General features: G+C 61.5%; 13 protein-coding genes and 1 riboswitch. Of the genes, 4 read left to right on the forward strand and 9 right to left on the reverse strand.

Going from position 1 to position 16212, the window contains the following annotated elements; genetic code table 11:
• Positions 1-14 precede the first annotated feature (14 nt).
• Together ABFB52_RS24255 and ABFB52_RS24260 are read right to left on the reverse strand one after the other, a co-directional pair.
• Positions 15-1370 carry a tryptophan--tRNA ligase gene (locus ABFB52_RS24255; protein WP_129973050.1) on the reverse strand — a complete coding sequence of 452 codons (1356 nt, stop codon included), beginning with the start codon at positions 1368-1370 and terminating at the stop codon, positions 15-17.
• Between the two features lie 24 nt (positions 1371-1394).
• Positions 1395-2024 carry an alpha/beta fold hydrolase gene (locus ABFB52_RS24260; RefSeq protein ID WP_129973085.1) on the reverse strand — a complete coding sequence of 210 codons (630 nt, stop codon included), beginning with the start codon at positions 2022-2024 and terminating at the stop codon, positions 1395-1397.
• 144 nt (positions 2025-2168) lie between these two features.
• Between ABFB52_RS24260 and ABFB52_RS24265 the strand changes: the two genes are divergently transcribed.
• Positions 2169-2603, forward strand: a complete 435-nt coding sequence (locus ABFB52_RS24265; RefSeq protein ID WP_007956803.1) for a DUF1043 family protein — start codon at positions 2169-2171, stop codon at positions 2601-2603.
• 67 nt (positions 2604-2670) lie between these two features.
• On the opposite strand, the gene ABFB52_RS24270 is transcribed toward ABFB52_RS24265, so the two are convergent.
• From ABFB52_RS24270 to ABFB52_RS24300, 7 genes are all read right to left on the reverse strand, one after another.
• A complete protein-coding gene (locus ABFB52_RS24270) occupies positions 2671-3402 on the reverse strand; it encodes an OmpA family lipoprotein (RefSeq protein WP_007956806.1) in 732 nt (243 codons plus the stop codon).
• A gap of 114 nt (positions 3403-3516) precedes the next feature.
• The gene (locus tag ABFB52_RS24275) at positions 3517-4161 is read right to left on the reverse strand and encodes an MBL fold metallo-hydrolase (RefSeq protein ID WP_085745362.1); all 645 of its coding nucleotides are present in this window, start codon (positions 4159-4161) and stop codon (positions 3517-3519) included.
• Between the two features lie 101 nt (positions 4162-4262).
• The gene (locus ABFB52_RS24280; RefSeq protein ID WP_129973051.1) at positions 4263-6998 is read right to left on the reverse strand and encodes a LuxR C-terminal-related transcriptional regulator; all 2736 of its coding nucleotides are present in this window, start codon (positions 6996-6998) and stop codon (positions 4263-4265) included.
• A 187-nt stretch (positions 6999-7185) separates the two neighbouring features.
• A complete protein-coding gene (locus ABFB52_RS24285; protein ID WP_085745364.1) occupies positions 7186-8550 on the reverse strand; it encodes a DUF1329 domain-containing protein in 1365 nt (454 codons plus the stop codon).
• A 26-nt stretch (positions 8551-8576) separates the two neighbouring features.
• Complete coding sequence (locus ABFB52_RS24290) at positions 8577-10466, reverse strand: DUF1302 domain-containing protein (RefSeq protein ID WP_085745365.1); 1890 nt, start codon at positions 10464-10466, stop codon at positions 8577-8579.
• A gap of 336 nt (positions 10467-10802) precedes the next feature.
• Positions 10803-12485, reverse strand: a complete 1683-nt coding sequence (locus ABFB52_RS24295) for a fatty acid--CoA ligase (RefSeq protein WP_129973052.1) — start codon at positions 12483-12485, stop codon at positions 10803-10805.
• A 156-nt stretch (positions 12486-12641) separates the two neighbouring features.
• On the reverse strand, positions 12642-13271 hold the full coding sequence (locus tag ABFB52_RS24300; protein ID WP_129973053.1) for a LysE family transporter: 630 nt from the start codon (positions 13269-13271) through the stop codon (positions 12642-12644).
• A 91-nt stretch (positions 13272-13362) separates the two neighbouring features.
• Between ABFB52_RS24300 and ABFB52_RS24305 the strand changes: the two genes are divergently transcribed.
• From ABFB52_RS24305 to ABFB52_RS24315, 3 genes are all read left to right on the forward strand, one after another.
• The gene (locus ABFB52_RS24305) at positions 13363-14328 is read left to right on the forward strand and encodes a 2-hydroxyacid dehydrogenase (RefSeq protein WP_129973054.1); all 966 of its coding nucleotides are present in this window, start codon (positions 13363-13365) and stop codon (positions 14326-14328) included.
• Between the two features lie 33 nt (positions 14329-14361).
• The gene (locus ABFB52_RS24310) at positions 14362-15360 is read left to right on the forward strand and encodes a class I SAM-dependent methyltransferase (protein WP_129973055.1); all 999 of its coding nucleotides are present in this window, start codon (positions 14362-14364) and stop codon (positions 15358-15360) included.
• Positions 15361-15400: 40 nt separating this feature from the next.
• A riboswitch (yybP-ykoY riboswitch) is annotated at positions 15401-15523 on the forward strand.
• Between the two features lie 88 nt (positions 15524-15611).
• Positions 15612-16196, forward strand: coding sequence for a TMEM165/GDT1 family protein (locus ABFB52_RS24315; RefSeq protein WP_129973056.1), 585 nt, complete (start codon positions 15612-15614; stop codon positions 16194-16196).
• The last annotated feature ends 16 nt before the right edge of the window (positions 16197-16212 follow it).

Genomic DNA, 16212 nt, shown 5'->3' on the forward strand with positions numbered 1-16212 from the left:
GGCCGGCCCGTTGATTATTCCTGAACCGGTGTCAGAGCGATCCGCAGGGCCTCGACGGCCGCATCCCGCGCAGCCACGTCGGCGAACGCCGGGCTGTCGCCAACGCACTCGCCTTCCAGCCAGACGCTGAAGCTCAGCTCTTCGCTGCGCACATCCAGCGCCTGACCCGATTGCAGCTGCTTGGTCACCTGACCGGCGGTTTTACCGTCGGCGAAGTTGCGCGACAGCAGCAATTGCTCGCCGTCGGCCGCCAGCAGACGGAAACGGAAGCTGCCGTCGTCTTCACGGAAGCTGACGAAACGTGCGGCTTTCGCGGCTTTCTTCTTGGTGGTCGCGGCCACCTGAACCTGATTGACGAAGGAGCGCAGGCCGACCGCTTCACGCAGCTCGTTGAGGAACGGCGTCGCCACCGCACGGGCCTTTTTGGCGCCGTGTTGCAGGATGTCTTCCAGATCTGCCGGACGCTCGATCAACTGGTGATAACGCTCGCGGGACTCGCCCAACTCGTTGTCCAGCAGCTGGAACAGACGGTTCTTCGCCTCGCCCCAACTCAGACCGCCCAGCAGCTCGCTGCGGAACTCGTCAGCCTGCGCCGGTGTGGCGAACGCCTGGAACAGGGTGAACAGGTGCGAGTTGTCCGGATCTTTCGCTTCGCCTGGCGCGCGGGAGTCGGTAACGATGCGCGAGATCGCGTCCTTCATTTCCTTGGCGCTGGAGAACAGCGGAATGGTGTTGTCGTAGCTCTTGGACATCTTGCGACCGTCCAGGCCCGGCAACGTGGCCACGCTTTCCTCGATCAGCGCTTCGGGCATGGTGAAGAACTCCTTGCCCTGGCCGAACAGGTGGTTGAAGCGCTGGCCGATGTCACGGGCCATTTCCACGTGCTGGATCTGGTCGCGGCCGACCGGCACCTTGTGCGCGTTGAACATCAGAATGTCCGCCGCCATCAGCACCGGATAGCTGTACAAGCCCATGGTGATACCGGCATCCGGGTCTTCGCCGGTCTCGACGTTCTTGTCCACCGAAGCCTTGTAGGCGTGGGCGCGGTTGAGCAGGCCTTTGGCGGCAACGCAGGTCAGCAGCCAGGTCAGCTCGGGGATTTCAGGGATGTCGGACTGACGGTAGAAGGTCACGCGATCCACATCCAGGCCACCGGCCAGCCAGGTCGCGGCGATTTCCAGACGCGAGCGCTGGATGCGCAGCGGGTCATCGCACTTGATCAGGGCGTGATAGTCGGCCAGGAAGTAGAACGAGTCGGCATTGCTGTCGCGGCTGGCGAGGATCGCCGGGCGGATGGCGCCGGCGTAGTTGCCCAGGTGCGGGGTGCCGGTGGTGGTGATGCCGGTGAGGATGCGGGTACGGTTCGTCATGGGTAATCGCTTGTCAGACTGCAATCAATTCGAGAGACGCGGCAGGATCAGATCCTTGAGATCGGTCAGCTTGCCATGAAAAAAGTGTCCGCATTCTGCCACTTTCAGCAGCTCATGGGGGCGCGGGAGTTTGTCAGACCAGTCGTAGACCAGCTGCGGATCGATCACTTCATCGGTTTCCGGCTGGATCACGGTCAGCTCACCCTGCTGCGGCAATTGATCCTGATTGCCCAGACGCATCACCGCCGGCGCGACCATGAACAGATGCTTGAGCGCGATGCTCCGGGATTCGAGACGACCGCCGAGACTTGCTGCAACAAATCCACCGAACGAGAAACCGAACAGGGTCAGCAGCAGATCCGGATGTTTTTCCAGCAGCCATGCGGCAGCGGCTTGGGCGTCATCGACTTCACCGGTGCCCATGTCATGGGAACCTTCGCTGGCACCGACGCCGCGATAGTTGAAGCGCAAGGTGATCAGGCCGGCGTCGCGCGCGGTGCGCTGCAGGGTCGAGACGACCTTGTTGAGCATGGTGCCGCCCTGCACCGGGTTCGGGTGGCAGATCAGCGCGATGCCGCGTGGCTGCTCATTGTCCAGATACAAAGACTCAAGTTGCCCCACCGGGCCATCAATCACTACAGGGGTTTCACGCATCAGCAAGGAAGGAACTCCGTGACCTCGAATCGGGTCGACTCGTCTAGCAAATTGTCTGTGCCAGTCTATTGCGAGTGAATCGCGGTATACAGCGCAGGTTCGAGCCGTTAACGTAAAGCAAAGCCGTTTATAGAGGAAGGACTCGTGGAACACTCGCTCTTAGTTTGGTTGTTACCGACTCTTGCCCTGGTTGTGGGTGTCGCCATTGGTTTCCTGATCGCTCGCGTTGCGCCGAACGCCGCGCCCAGCCGCACGCAGCGTCAACTGGATGATATTCAGGAACGTTTCGACAGTTATCAGAACGAAGTGGTGACCCACTTCAACAGCACCGCCAATCTGGTCAAGAAACTGACCCAGAGCTATCAGGAAGTGCAGGATCACCTCGCCGAGGGTGCCAACCGCCTGGCCCTGGACGAGCAGACCCGTCAACGCTTGCTGGCCTCGCTGCACGCCGACGCGGCACAGGCCCCACGGGAACGCCTGACGCCACCACGGGATCAGGAACCGCCGCGTGACTATGCGCCGAAGACCCCGAACTCGCCGGGCATGCTCGACGAGCATTACGGCCTGAAGAAGTAATCAGCCTTCGCGCCAACAAAAAGCCCCCGGACAATCACTTGTCCGGGGGCTTTTTTGTACCTGACGGTTACGGGTACTGCTGAACCGTGCCCGGCTGCTGCTGACCACCGTACTGCTGGCCCGGAATCGCCTTGAGGTTAACCTCGACGCGACGGTTCTGCGCCCGGCCATTGACGTCACCGTTGCTGGCGATCGGATTATCCGGACCGGCACCGCGGGCGCTCAGGTTGGCACCGCTGACGCCTTGCGAAGTCAGGTAGGTGGCCACGCTCTGCGCACGACGCTGGGACAGGTCCATGTTGTGCTGACGGCTGCCGGTGCTGTCGGTGTAGCCGACGATTTCGATCTGGTTCTGGTTGAACTCTTTGAGCGAGTTGGCCAGGTTGTTCAGCGGCTGATAGAAACTGGAAGCTATGTTCGCCGAATCGGTGGCGAAGGTGATGTTGCCCGGCATGATCAGCTTGATCTGATCGCCCTGACGCTGCACTTCAACCCCGGTGTTGGCCATGCTGGCGCGCAGTTTTTTCTCCTGCTGGTCGGCGTAGTAGCCGTAACCGGCGGCCGAGGCACCGACGACGGCTGCGCCGATCAGCGCACCCTTGCCGCGGTTGTTGTGGTCGATGGCGGCACCGGCCAGCGCGCCGGCCAGCGCACCGAGGCCACCGTACTTGGCGGTTTTGCTCATGCCCTGGGAGCCACCGTCGGCCTGACCCTGATTGTCATACGGGTTGGGCGAGGCGCAGCCGGACAAGACGGCCACGGCAGTAGCGACAATAATCAAACGACGCGTGGTGAACATGGAGTGCTCCTACATTTTGCATTCTGTGGTGCAGCGGCCATTGGCAACTGGCCCGTGCGGGCGTTGGATCATGACAATGCACAAAAATTCCGCCGGGCACCCGTGACAAAATGTTTAGGCACGCACAAACGGGTTCTCGCGCATCTCATCCCCCAGACGCGTATCCGGACCATGCCCGGCTACAACGGTAGCGTCTTCATCCAGGGTGTATAGCCGTTGCTTGATCGATCGCACGATGGTCGCCTGATCGCCGCCCCACAAATCCGTGCGCCCTACTCCGCGACGAAACAGCGTGTCGCCGGCAATCAACAGCTTAGCCTCGGAAAACCAGAAGCTCATGGAACCTGGCGTATGCCCCGGCGTGTGCAGCGCCACGCCACAGCCGCAGGCCAGCTCCTCATCATCGCTCAACCAGCGATCGGGAGACGGTACCGGTGTGTAAGGCACGCCGAACATCTGGCACTGCATCTCGAGGTTGTCCCACAGGAACTGATCCTCTTTGTGCAGATGCAAGGTGGCGCCGGTCTTCTCTTTCATCTGTCCGGAAGCCAGGAAGTGGTCGAGGTGCGCGTGAGTGTGAATGATGCTGACCACTTTCAGACCGAGGGCATCGAGCCGGGCCATGATCAGGTCAGGGTTGCCGCCCGGATCGACGACAATGGCTTTTTTGGTGATCGGATCGCCGATGATCGTGCAGTTGCACTGGAGCGGGCCGACGGGGAAAGTTTCGCGAATGAGCGCGGGATTTGCAGCGGTCATGGGAGATCCTGAACAGACATTGAAGACAGTGCGCAGAGGCTGATTTCCGCCATTTTACGTTGTTGGCTCGCAGGATGCCGACACAGCGCAAAACAGCAGATTCAGTTCAACACCCCCAACTCTTTCGCCCGCGCCACCGCTTGCGTGCGCCGTTCCACACCCAGCTTGCTGTTGATGTGACTGGCGTGCGTTTTCACGGTGTGCAGCGAGATGAACAGCTGATCACTGATTTCCTGATTCGAGCAGCCCTGAGCGATCAACCTCAGGACGGCGAGCTCACGACTGCTGAGCGATTCGGTCGTCGTGGATTCCGCTGCAGGACGAGCCGGCGCCTGGGGGAAATGTTCCAGCAATTGCTGACCGGCAGCTGTCGGTGCAGTCAGTGACAGTTGCCCTCGCAACCAGTCCGCATGCTCTTTGACCAGCACATCGAAAGGTTGCAGGACGCCGCCGGCCGCCGCTTCTAGCGCCTGATTCAACGCCTTGCGGGCTTCAGGCTCGCGCCCACCCGCCAACAGCAACACCACTTTTTGCGTCAGCGCCATCACGCTGAGCAGTTGCCGTCCGGTTTGCTGGCCGTTCTCCAGCAGCACGTTCAATCGCCCTTCGGCGAGCATCGGTTGCCCCTGTATGACGTCCAGCAACGCCTGTTGCAGCTCGACGTGCAAGGGCAGTTGCGGATGAAATTCCGGCGGTGCCGCCGCGTATTCACCGGTGTAGGTCTGGCCCAGTCGCGCCAGCCAGGCTTCGGCCAGATCGATACGCCCCTGAGCCAGCCACAGCTCACATTTGACCAGGGTGATCATCGCCAGGTAGTAGATCGGCGGGACATCCCATATGTGCATCAGCCTTTCGGCTTCGGCCAGTTCGGCGAAGGCCTTGGCGAAATCGCCGCTGCTGCCGTCGAGCCGGGCGATCACGCAGTGGCCGATCAGCACGCTGATGTCACGACAGGCCCTTGCTTCAGTCAGGCCCGCCTGCAATCGCGCCCTTGCCGCCTGAGGCTGCAATCGCATGGCCAGCAGAAAACCCTCATACAGCGTCAGTCGCGCACGCACGGCGTACAAACGCTGCGCGGACAATCCGCGCAAGCGCTCCAACCCTTGGCGCACTTCATCGAGCGCGCGCAGGATTTCGCCGCGGGCCTGCAGGACGCGGGCACGATCATAATGCGCCAGCGCCTCGAACAAGGGATTGCCGACCCGCTGCGCCAGCTCAAGCGACTCGCGGTTCAGGCCCCGTGCACGCCACAGATCGCCGTCGGCAATCGCGAGATTGGAGAGGGTCGAGAGGCACATCAGACGCTGGCCGTAACGCTTGGCCGGCAGGCTTTCCAGTGCTTCGCTGCAATACTCGATGGTCTGCTCGCGATGGCCCCGCCCGCGGGCGATGATGCCCTTGAGCGCCAGCCATTGGGCCAGCATGGATTTCTGGGCGGTGGCCGAAGGTGCCGGCAGAAAACGACTCAGATGACTGGCGAGTTCTTCGGCCGCATCAAGCTGACAGGCCAGCCCCAGCGCCCAGCTGTACAACACGATCAGGCGCGGGGTGCTGATCAGCAGGCTGTCGGGCAAGTCCATTTTCCAGCGCAGCAGCATGCCGACGTTTTGCTCGGCCAGCAGTTGTTCCTCGGACAGGTTTTGTACCAGATTGGCCGCGACGTCCAGATGCCCTGCGCGCAGCGCCTGCTCGACAGCTTCATCCAGAAGGCCCTGGGCATTGAACCAGCGGCAGGCGCGCAGATGCAGCGTCGCGGCCGGCACCAGTGCCCGGGCGATAGGCCGGCTGCGCAACAGGTCGGAAAACAGGTGGTGATAACGATACCAGTGCCCATGCTCGTCCAGCGGCACGAGGAACACCTGATGCGCCAGCAGGAAACGCAGGATTTCCGCACTGTCGTGGGCTTCGCGCACCGCGTCGCACAGCTCGCTGCAAAAGCGTTCCTGCGGCGCGGTGTCATAAAGAAACGCCTGGACCTCGGCGGGCAGGCAATCGATGACTTCTTCCAGCAGATATTCGCGGATCAGCCCTTCCCCGCCGTTCAACGCTTGTGGCAAGGCTGATTCGGTGCCGACTTCAGCGATCGCCAGCAGCCAGAAACGCAGCCCGGCCACCCAGCCTTCGCTGCGCTGGATCAGGTTTTCCAGCGCTTCACCGCGCAGGGAGCTGCTGTGACGATCAAGCAGTGCCAAGGCTTCGTCGTGGGTCAGGCGCAGGTCCTGTTCGTGCAGTTCCAGCAACTGGCGCGACAGGCGCAGACGTGCCAGGTGCCAGTCCGGGCGCTGCCGACTGGTGACCATGACCACCAGGCCGTCCGGTAAATGATTGAGGAAAAATTGCAGGCAACGGTCGAGCACCGGCCCTTGAGCGAGGTGGTAGTCATCCAGTACCAACAGCAGCGGAGCCGTCGGTTGCAGATGCAGCGCCAGTTCATCCAGCAGGCCGTCGAGCCATTCTTCGAACGCAAACGGCTGATGACGTTGACGCATTTTCAGCAGTCCCAGTGCCCGGCTGCCCAATTGCGGAAAATAGTCCTGCAGACCTTCGAGCAGTCGCTCAAGAAACCGCCCCGGATCGTTGTCCCGCGGACTCAGACCCAGCCACAGGCTTTGCCAGTGCGCCGGCAGACTCTGACAGAACTCCACCGCCAGCGAGCTCTTGCCGAACCCGGCCGGGGCGCTGACCAGCAACAAACGCCCTCTGAGCCCGGCGCTCAGGCGCTCGCACAAACGGGGTCGCAGCACGTAGCCGTCGGGTAGCGGCGGACGGAAAAAACGTCCGTCCAGTGCCGCGACGGCAACGCTTGCAGGGCCCGGAAGTGGGGACAGATCAGTCATGGCCGGCTCTTGTTCGTATGGCTGTTGGCGGCGTAGCAGATGCCCGCAGACTAGCCTTAAACGGAGCGGTTATGAAGGTCGTTGCTACAAATGGCTACAAAAAGGCTACGGAAAAAGCGACAGGCAAAAAAACGCCCCGAACCGGTCGGGGCGTTTTAACGAGGATGCGGCCTCGGTTTACAGGAGCTTAGCGAATACCGTCCTGGCGCAGGGCTTGGGGCGTGAAGTCTGCGGTGGTTGCAGTGAAGCCGAAGTCATACGCCGATTTCTCTTCGTTCTTCATGCCCAGAGCCAGGTAGCGGCCGGACTGCAGGTCGTAGAGGGTTTCCAGGGTGTACCAAGGCACCTGCACGTTGTAGTAGTCCTGGGAGTGAGCTTCCGCCACGCGCCACAGTTGGTTGCGACCGTCGTAGTGATCGATCACGGCCGCTTGCCAGGTGTCTTCGTCGATGAAGAAGTCACGCTTGGCGTAGATGTGACGCTGGCCTTCCTTCAGGGTCGCGGTCACGTGCCAGACGCGACGCAGTTCATAGCGCGCCAGATCCTGGTTGATGTGCCCGGCCTTGATGATGTCGGCATACTTGAGCTTTGGATCGTCGAGCTTGTAGCTGTCGGAGGCGATGTACATCTCTTGCTTGCCGACCAGTTTCCAGTCGTAGCGATCCGGTGCGCCGTTGAACATGTCCAGGTTGTCGGAAGTACGCAGACCATCCGCCGCGGTACCCGGGCCGTCATAGGACACTTGCGGTGCGCGGCGCACACGACGCTGACCGGCGTTGTAGACCCACGCCGAACGCGGTTCCTTCACCTGATCGAGGGTTTCGTGCACCAGCAGTACACCACCGGCCAGACGTGCCGGCGCGGTCACTTTCTGCTTGAAGTAGAACAGGATGTTGCCCGGGTTCGCCGGATCGTAATCTTTCATCTTGTCGCGGAACACGAACTGATCCTGGAAATACACCAGGCTGAACGAGCCGTTCGGTTGCGGCGTGGCCTGGGTCACCAGACGGGTCACGCTGCCGCCGCGATAGCGGGTGATGTGGTTCCAGATGACTTCCACACCGGTTTTCGGAATCGGGAACGGCACGGCGGTATCGAAGTTTTCCAGGCCGTTGCCGCCCGACACCAGCGTCGTGGTGGTGGCGTTCTTCTTGATGGCGGCGAATACCGCATCCGGCACGGTGGCACCGCGATGGGATGGGTAGACCGGCATCTTGAAGGTATCAGGGTAACGCTGGAACATCGCGTACTGACCCGGCGCGAGCTTGGCCTTGTACTGATCGACGTTCTGTTTGGTAATGGTGAACAGCGGTTTTTCACTGGCGTACGGGTCGGACAGGAAGCCTTTGCTGTCGACAGTGCCGGCGTTCTTCGGCATCGGTTTCCAGGCCGGGATCGAGCCGTCGGCGTTACCGGCCATTTCGGCGCCCATCGGGGTCAGGCTCTTGCCCAGTTTGTCCGCTTCGGCGGCAGGCACTGCCGCCATGACGCCGGTCGCCAGCAGCGACAGGCCCAGAACACCGGCGTGGAACAGACTCTTTGTTATTTTCATAAATTCGTTCGTCCTGAATGCAGTGCTTAGAAGTTCACGCCGAGGCTGAGCGCCACGAAGTCGCGGTCATCCACGGTGGTGTACTTGCCGTCGAAGAAGTTGGTGTAAGCCAGGCTCGCGGTATAGGTGTTCTGGTACTCGGCATCGACGCCCAGGCTCACCGCCTTGCGACCTTCTTCAAAGTTGCCGCCAGGGCCTGGCGAGTAGCCGCTGACGTCATGGGACCAGGCCACGTTCGGTTTGAGGTTCACGCCGGCGAACACGTCGTTGTATTCCCAGATGGCGCGACCGCGATAACCCCAGGAAACCGACGTGGTGAAACCGTCATTGTTGCAATTGCGGCTACGGTTGTTCTGTGGGGAACCTGGCCCGGCGCCATTGATGGTGCCGTTGTTGAGGATGTTGACGCAGGTGTTGGTGCCGCCGGTGGCTGGCAATTCGCCCGGGCCGAAGACCGGGTCGCGGCCATAGCGCTTGTCGGATCGGCTCTCCAGACCGCCCACGTAAGTCGCGCCCACTTCACCCACCAGCGTCAGACGGCTCGCGCCCATGACCTGATCGAAGAAGTGCGTGAAGGTGGTCTGCAGTTGAGTGATTTCCTTGCGCTCGTAACCGTGCAGATCCTGACCCGGCACGCCGTCGAGCAGCGATGCGTTCGCAAACGTGCCGCCCAAGGGACGCACACCGGCGAACAGGATGTCGGTAGAGTTCAGTTGTACCGGCGCATTCGGACGGTAGCTGATCTCACCGCTCCAGGCGGTGCCGGTAGGCAGGGTGGTGGAGAAGCTCAGACCGTACAGGCGGATGTCTTCTGGATACTCGACGAAGTAGTTCGAGTTGCCTGCAACCACCAGCGGCCCCAGGGCCCGGAATGCTGCCGGCAATGCCGCCACGCCGTTGTAGACCGATTGCGGTGCACCCGTGGCGCTGAAGATCGGCGCACGGCTGTGATAGTTCATGAAGTAGGCACCGAACTCGGTGTCCAGTGGCTCGAACATGTATTTGAGGGACGCGCCCCACTGACCGCTGTCTCGGGCATCCCGATCAGGACCGCGACGTACCAGCACGCCTTCCTCGTTGACGTCGACGCCGTTGGCTGCCAATGGCCCCAGGGCAATGGCCGGGATCTGCGAGCGCTTGTTCAGCACGCGCAGGTTGTCGGTGCAGCCGTCGGCAATGATGTCCGGCTGGGAGAAGAAGGTCCCGCAGTTGTCGACGACGGTCTGGTCCCACTCGAGCTGATAGAAGGCTTCGGCGGACAGGTTTTCGGTCAGGCTCTGGGACACGTAGAACATGTTGACCGGGATCAGGCCTTCCTTGATCTCGGCGCCTGGACGACGGAACGCGGACACGTCGATCGGGTTGATCGAGTTGATGCCGCCGCCGATGAAGGTACTTTCACCCCAGCTCACCACCTGTTTGCCCAGGCGCACGGAGCCCGGCTGATCGGCGATCGAATAGTTGTGGTAGACGAAGGCATCGAGGATCTGACCGCCGGCGGACTTGGCGCCTTCCTTGCGGTTGCTGTCGCTGATGTCCTTGAACTCGCGACTCTCGTCCTTGAGTTCGAAGTCGTACCAGTACTTGCCACGGACGAACACGCCGGTATCGCCGTATTTCAGTTCGAGGTCATGGATGCCCTTGAAGATCTTCGAGAACGTTTCGCCGCTCTTGAAGTTGGCATGGCCGTCGTCGGAAGTCTGGGACAGACCGTGACCGCCGTTGTTGACGCCGATGAGGTTCTTGTTCGGGCTCTGGGTGGACCAGCTGGCACCGATCGACAGGGAGGAGTCGAACTGGCCTTCGATTTCACCGACGTTGAAACTGACGCCGAATGCGGGCCCGGCGAGCGAAGAAGCAAGACTGACGGCCAGAGGCAGCTTTGCCCGGCGCCAGAACTGGTTTACTGAGGTCATCGACGCTACTCCATGTGCATTATTGTTATGGCAGTGAGTACTTTTAAAAACGCCTGAAGGACCGGGCGCCAGAGGCTTCCCGAGATCGCTTCAATGTTGCATCGCCCCGTTTGTGCGTTTGCCCCGTTCTTAAAAATCCTTGAGCGGACTATAGCCAGCAGGTGGTACTGCTTGATCCCTCTAAAGTGTGATTTGCAGCTGCCGACCACTCTGGAACAGTCCTTTCGCCAGTCCGACACATGTCGGCACGGCAAGGATGGCTGAAAATTCGAATTTCACAAGCCAAGCGCTTGCTTGGTGGGTCTGGCGCGCCGTTTTCGGCGCGCCAGAGGAGGCTCAGAGCGTCGAGAGGAAGGTGCTGTTGTTGGCCTGCCATTCGGTGATGTCGAGGCGGATGCGCTTCTTGTCGAGCTTGCCGACACTGGTCTTGGGAATTTCAGTAACAAGCGCGATCTGGCTCGGAATCGCCCACTTGCTCAAGTGCCCCAGTTCAACGAATGGCTTGAGGTGTTCCTTGAGCTCGCGCGCCCCGATGGCGTGCCCTTCGCGGACCACCAGCAAGGCAAACGGACGCTCGCCCCACTGCGGATCGGCGATGCCCACCACTGCTACTTCACGTACCGCGACGTGACGGCTGATCAGGTCTTCGAGGTCCAGCGAGGAGATCCACTCGCCGCCGGTCTTGATCACGTCCTTGATCCGGTCGCGAATGTCGATCACGCCCATGCTGTCGAGCGTGGCGACGTCGCCGGTGTGCAGCCAGCCGCCGGCCCACAGCTCGGCGCCCTTCTGCGGTTCGTTGAAATAACCGTCGGTCAGCCACGGTGCACGCAACACCAGTTCGCCCTGGGTCTCGCCGTCCGCCGGGAGGAAATTGCCCTCGGTGTCGACAATCGCCGCTTCGACCAATGGCCCCGGCACGCCGGCCTTGATGCGGTAGGTGGTGCGCTCGTCTTCGGTGCCTGCCATCAATTCATCGTTGAGGTGCGCGCACGAGACCAGCGGCCCGGTTTCCGACATGCCATAGGCGGCCGTCAGTTGAATGCCCTTGCTCTTGGCCGTTTCGTACAGCGTACGATTGAGCGCACTGCCGCCGATGACGATTTTCCAGCCGCCAAAATCGGTGCCTTGCGCGCCCTTGGCGTTGAGCACCATCTGCAGGATGGTCGGCACACAATGGGAGAATGTGACCTTTTCCTTGCGCCACAACTCGACCAGAAACTCCGGGTCGTAACGCCCCGGATAAACCTGCTTGAGCCCGAGCATTGTCGCCACATACGGCAGACCCCACGCATGCACGTGGAACATCGGGGTGATCGGCATGTACACGTCGTTGGTGCCCAGCAGCCGCACGCTGTCGATGGCGCCCATGATGGTCGACACGCCCATGGTGTGCAGCACCAGTTGCCGATGGGTGAAGTACACGCCCTTCGGATTGCCGGTGGTGCCCGTGGTGTAGAACGTAGTGGCGACCGAGTTTTCGTCGAAATCCTGGAAGTCGTACTGCGGACTCGCGGCCGCCAGCAGTTGCTCGTACTCCCCCACCAGATTCGGCAAATCCGCGGTTTTTTCCGGCAGATCAGTCAGCAGCAGGATTTTCTCCACCGTGGTCAGGTGTGGCGCGATGGCCTGGTACAGCCCGACAAACTCGCTGTTGACCAGCACGAAGCGGTCCTCGGCGTGGTTCATGGTGTAGAGGATCTGTTCCGGCGACAGGCGCACGTTGATGGTGTGGATCACCGCGCCGATCATCGGGATCGCAAACATGCACTCGAGGTAGCGATGGCTGTCCCAGTCCATCACCGCCACGGTGTCACCGGCCTTCACGCCGGCCGCCGTCAGTACGTTGGCCAGCCGCGCGACCCGCTCGATCAGGGTCGGGTAGCTGTAGCGCAGCTGGTCACGGTAGATGATCTCGCGGGTTTTCTCGTAACGGGCGCCCGACATCAGCAGCCGTTTGATCAGCAGTGGATACTGGTACGCCCCTTCGGCGGGCGGAATAACGCGAGTCTGCAACATAAGAATCCCTTTTCTGACTGCACGGTGTTGGCTTTGGAGTTTCGTACTCTAGAACCGTTATACGTCAGTCAAATCAGCCAAAGGAATGATTTGCAGAGCCGTACAAATGCTAGCTTTGCGCCAGCATTTGCCGAAACAGATGACAGCCCAGAAGGATCAATGCATCTCGGTGAACGCGAGTTTCACGCCGATGGCGATCAGCACCGCGCCCATGGTGCGGTCGAACCAGTGGCCCATGCGGGCGAAACCGGCGCGCACGCGCTGCTGGCTGAACAGCATGGCCACCAGGCAGAACCAGGTGGCGGTCGCGACGGCGAGATAAATGCCGTAACCGGCCTGGACTGTCAGCGGGGTGTGCGGGTTGATCACCACGGTGAACAGCGACAGGAAGAACAGCGTGGCTTTCGGGTTCAGACCGTTGGTCACGAAGCCTGAGGTGAAGGCGCCCCGAGCGGTGCGCTCGCCAGCTTCTTTGTGCAGGTCGTCGGTCACGGTTTTCGCCGGTAGCGCACGCAAAGCCTTGAAGCCGATGTAAAGCAGGTACGCGGCGGCCGCCCATTTCAAGGCATTAAACAATACGATCGATTGGGAAACGATCAGCCCGATTCCCAGCAGCGAATAACCCACGTGCAGGAAAATCGCCGTGCCCACGCCCAACGCGGTCCAGGTCCCCGCGCGTCGCCCGTGGGTCACGCTTTCGCGCACCACCACGGCGAAATCAGGACCGGGGCTGGCGACGGCCAACAGGTGGATCAGGGCAACGGTCAAGAATTCGGTCCAGTACATGGGGGCTCCTTTCGGCCAAGCGTAACGAGTTGTTTCATCTGGTAGGCTCGGCAGATTACGCCTTCCCTTCAAAGCACAACAGGTACAGTTGATGACGAACGCCCACCGCGCCGTATTCCTCGATCACCCGTCGCTGGATCTTGGCGATCTCGATCTGAGCCCTTTGCGTGACTGCTTCAGCGACCTGCAACTGTTCGCCCAGACGCTGCCTGCGCAAGTGAGCGAACGCCTGCAAGGTGCGACCGTGGCAATCAGCAACAAGATCCTCATCGACGCCGCCGCCATGGCCGCCAACCCACAGTTGAAGCTGATCCTGATCACCGCCACCGGCACCAACAACGTCGATCTGGCCGCCGCCCGCGCCCACGGCATCACGGTGTGCAACTGCCAGGGTTACGGCACGCCGTCGGTGGCGCAACACACGATCATGCTGTTGCTCAACCTCGCCACACGCCTGGCCGATTATCAAAAAGCCGTCGGCGAAGGCCGCTGGCAACAGGCGAAACAGTTCTGCCTGCTGGATTACCCGATCGTCGAACTGGAAGGCAAAACCCTGGGTTTGCTCGGTCACGGCGAACTCGGCGGCGCGGTCGCGCGTCTGGCCGAAGCCTTTGGCATGCGCGTGTTGCTGGGACAGATTCCGGGGCGCCCGGCCCGTCCGGATCGTCTGCCGCTGGAAGAACTGTTGCCGCAGATCGACGCCCTCACCCTGCACTGCCCACTCAACGAACACACCCGGCATTTCATCGGCGCCCGCGAACTCGCCTCGATGAAACCCGGCGCGTTCGTGGTCAACACCGCCCGGGGCGGGCTGATCGACGAACAGGCCCTGGCCGACGCCTTGCGCAGCGGTCATCTGGGCGGCGCGGCCACCGATGTACTGAGCGTCGAACCACCGACCAACGGCAATCCGCTGCTGGCTGCCGACATCCCGCGCCTGATCGTCACCCCGCACAACGCCTGGGGCAGCCGCGAAGCGCGGCAGCGTATCGTCGGCCAACTGGTGGAAAACACCCAGGCGTTCTTCAGCGGTAAGGCGCTGCGGGTCGTCAGTTGATAAACTGCGGCACTTTTTTTCACAGGAGCAGTTATGGATCCGCGCAGTGAAGTACTGCTTCGTCAGGCCGAGTTATTCCAGGGTTCGGTGTTGCTGGCCGGTTTGCCTGCCGATGATCTGCTGGGGCGCCTGCCCGATGCGTTTGGCTGGTGCTGGCACGCCGGCGATCAGGCCGCACTCGAAGCCCGCTTCGCAGGCCGCAGCCATTTTGGCGTGAACGTCCCGGAACGCGAATTCACCAACGCCGTGGTGTTCCTGCCCAAGGCCAAGGACCTGACCGATTACATCCTCAACGCCGTGGCTTCGCGCCTGGCCGGGCGTGAGGTGTATCTGGTCGGGGAAAAACGCAGCGGTATCGAAGGCGCTTCCAAACAGCTCAACCCGTTCGGCAAGCCGCGCAAGCTCGACAGCGCACGCCATTGCCAGTTGTGGCAAGTGACCGTGGCCAACGCCCCGCAAGCCAAACCGCTGGAAAGCCTGGCGCAGACCTACGAACTGCCGCTGGCCGAAGGCCCGTTGAAAGTCATCAGCCTGCCGGGCGTGTTCAGCCACGGCCGACTGGATCGCGGCAGCGCCCTGCTGCTGGAGCACCTGGACAAACTGCCAAGCGGTCATCTGCTGGACTTCGGTTGCGGCGCCGGCGTACTCGGTGCGGCGGTAAAGCGTCGTTACCCGCACAATCAGGTCACGTTGCTCGACGTTGATGCCTTCGCCGCCGCCAGCAGCCGGCTGACCCTGGCGGCCAACGGTCTGGAAGCCGAGGTACTGACCGGTGACGGCATCGACGCCGCGCCGATGGGTTTGAACGCGATTCTGAGCAACCCGCCATTCCACGTCGGCGTGCACACCGATTATTTCGCCACCGAGAACTTGCTGCGAAAAGCAGCCAAACATCTGAAAAACGGCGGCGAACTTCGCCTGGTTGCCAACAGTTTCCTGAAGTATCAACCGTTGATCGAAGAGCATCTCGGGGTCTGCGCGATCAAGGCCGAAGGCAATGGTTTCCGGATTTACCGGGCCAAGCGCGGCTGAAAATTAGCACTTGCCGAATGGGTTCTGCCTAGGCAGAATCCGCTCCGTCCTAGGGGAGTAGTCTCCCACGAGCGCCAAGCTCGTCCGGCATACGTCAACATACTTGATCCTCAGATCATGGCGTATGCGACCCAAGCGTCCGCAGCAGACGGATCGCAGGGTTTGACAAGACCTATGACACGCACACCTTACCCGGGGCGGGAAGGCTGTACGTGTCATAGCCGTGTCGACCCGCCCCTTAGGAAATCCTGATGCTGGACTCGTTACTCGTTCCCACCGCAATCGTTGCCTTGGCCGAAATCGGCGACAAGACGCAACTGCTCGCGCTGATTCTCGCCGCTCGCTTCCGCAAACCCTGGCCGATCATTGCCGGTATCGTCGCTGCGACCCTGGCCAACCACGCGGCAGCCGGTGCGGTCGGCGCCTGGTTCGGCAGCTTCTTCTCCGATTCCGTCCTGCACTGGATTCTCGCCGCGAGCTTCGCCGCTACCGCCCTGTGGACGCTGGTACCGGACAAGATGGACGACGATGAAGCCAGCACCGCCCGCAAGTTCGGGCCATTCCTGACCACGCTGATTGCGTTCTTCCTCGCGGAAATCGGCGACAAGACTCAGATCGCCACCGTGATGCTGGCCGCGCAATACCCGGAGCTGTGGCTGGTGATTATCGGTACGACGGCGGGGATGCTGATTGCCAACGTGCCGGTGGTACTGGCGGGTAATTTTGCGGCGGAGAAACTGCCGTTGACCCTGATCCGTCGATTGGCCGCCTCGGCGTTCCTGATCCTGGCGATCGTCGCGGTGTACAAGGCGACGCAGAGCAGCGGCTGGGTTTGATCCGGCAGATCGCTCC

It is taken from the genome of Pseudomonas sp. 9.2(2024) (genome assembly GCF_039695385.1).
Classification (GTDB): Bacteria; Pseudomonadota; Gammaproteobacteria; order Pseudomonadales; family Pseudomonadaceae; genus Aquipseudomonas; species Aquipseudomonas paraglycinae.

Excerpts from the sequence above, each read along its gene's own strand:
- ABFB52_RS24255 (WP_129973050.1), bottom strand. The coding sequence starts at position 1,370 with ATGACGAACCGTACCCGCATCCTCACCGGCATCACCACCACCGGCACC.
- ABFB52_RS24260 (WP_129973085.1), bottom strand. The coding sequence starts at position 2,024 with ATGCGTGAAACCCCTGTAGTGATTGATGGCCCGGTGGGGCAACTTGAG.
- ABFB52_RS24270 (WP_007956806.1), bottom strand. The coding sequence starts at position 3,402 with ATGTTCACCACGCGTCGTTTGATTATTGTCGCTACTGCCGTGGCCGTC.
- ABFB52_RS24275 (WP_085745362.1), bottom strand. The coding sequence starts at position 4,161 with ATGACCGCTGCAAATCCCGCGCTCATTCGCGAAACTTTCCCCGTCGGC.
- ABFB52_RS24280 (WP_129973051.1), bottom strand. The coding sequence starts at position 6,998 with ATGACTGATCTGTCCCCACTTCCGGGCCCTGCAAGCGTTGCCGTCGCG.
- ABFB52_RS24285 (WP_085745364.1), bottom strand. The coding sequence starts at position 8,550 with ATGAAAATAACAAAGAGTCTGTTCCACGCCGGTGTTCTGGGCCTGTCG.
- ABFB52_RS24290 (WP_085745365.1), bottom strand. The coding sequence starts at position 10,466 with ATGACCTCAGTAAACCAGTTCTGGCGCCGGGCAAAGCTGCCTCTGGCC.
- ABFB52_RS24295 (WP_129973052.1), bottom strand. The coding sequence starts at position 12,485 with ATGTTGCAGACTCGCGTTATTCCGCCCGCCGAAGGGGCGTACCAGTAT.
- ABFB52_RS24300 (WP_129973053.1), bottom strand. The coding sequence starts at position 13,271 with ATGTACTGGACCGAATTCTTGACCGTTGCCCTGATCCACCTGTTGGCC.
- ABFB52_RS24305 (WP_129973054.1), top strand. The coding sequence starts at position 13,363 with ATGACGAACGCCCACCGCGCCGTATTCCTCGATCACCCGTCGCTGGAT.
- ABFB52_RS24310 (WP_129973055.1), top strand. The coding sequence starts at position 14,362 with ATGGATCCGCGCAGTGAAGTACTGCTTCGTCAGGCCGAGTTATTCCAG.
- ABFB52_RS24315 (WP_129973056.1), top strand. The coding sequence starts at position 15,612 with ATGCTGGACTCGTTACTCGTTCCCACCGCAATCGTTGCCTTGGCCGAA.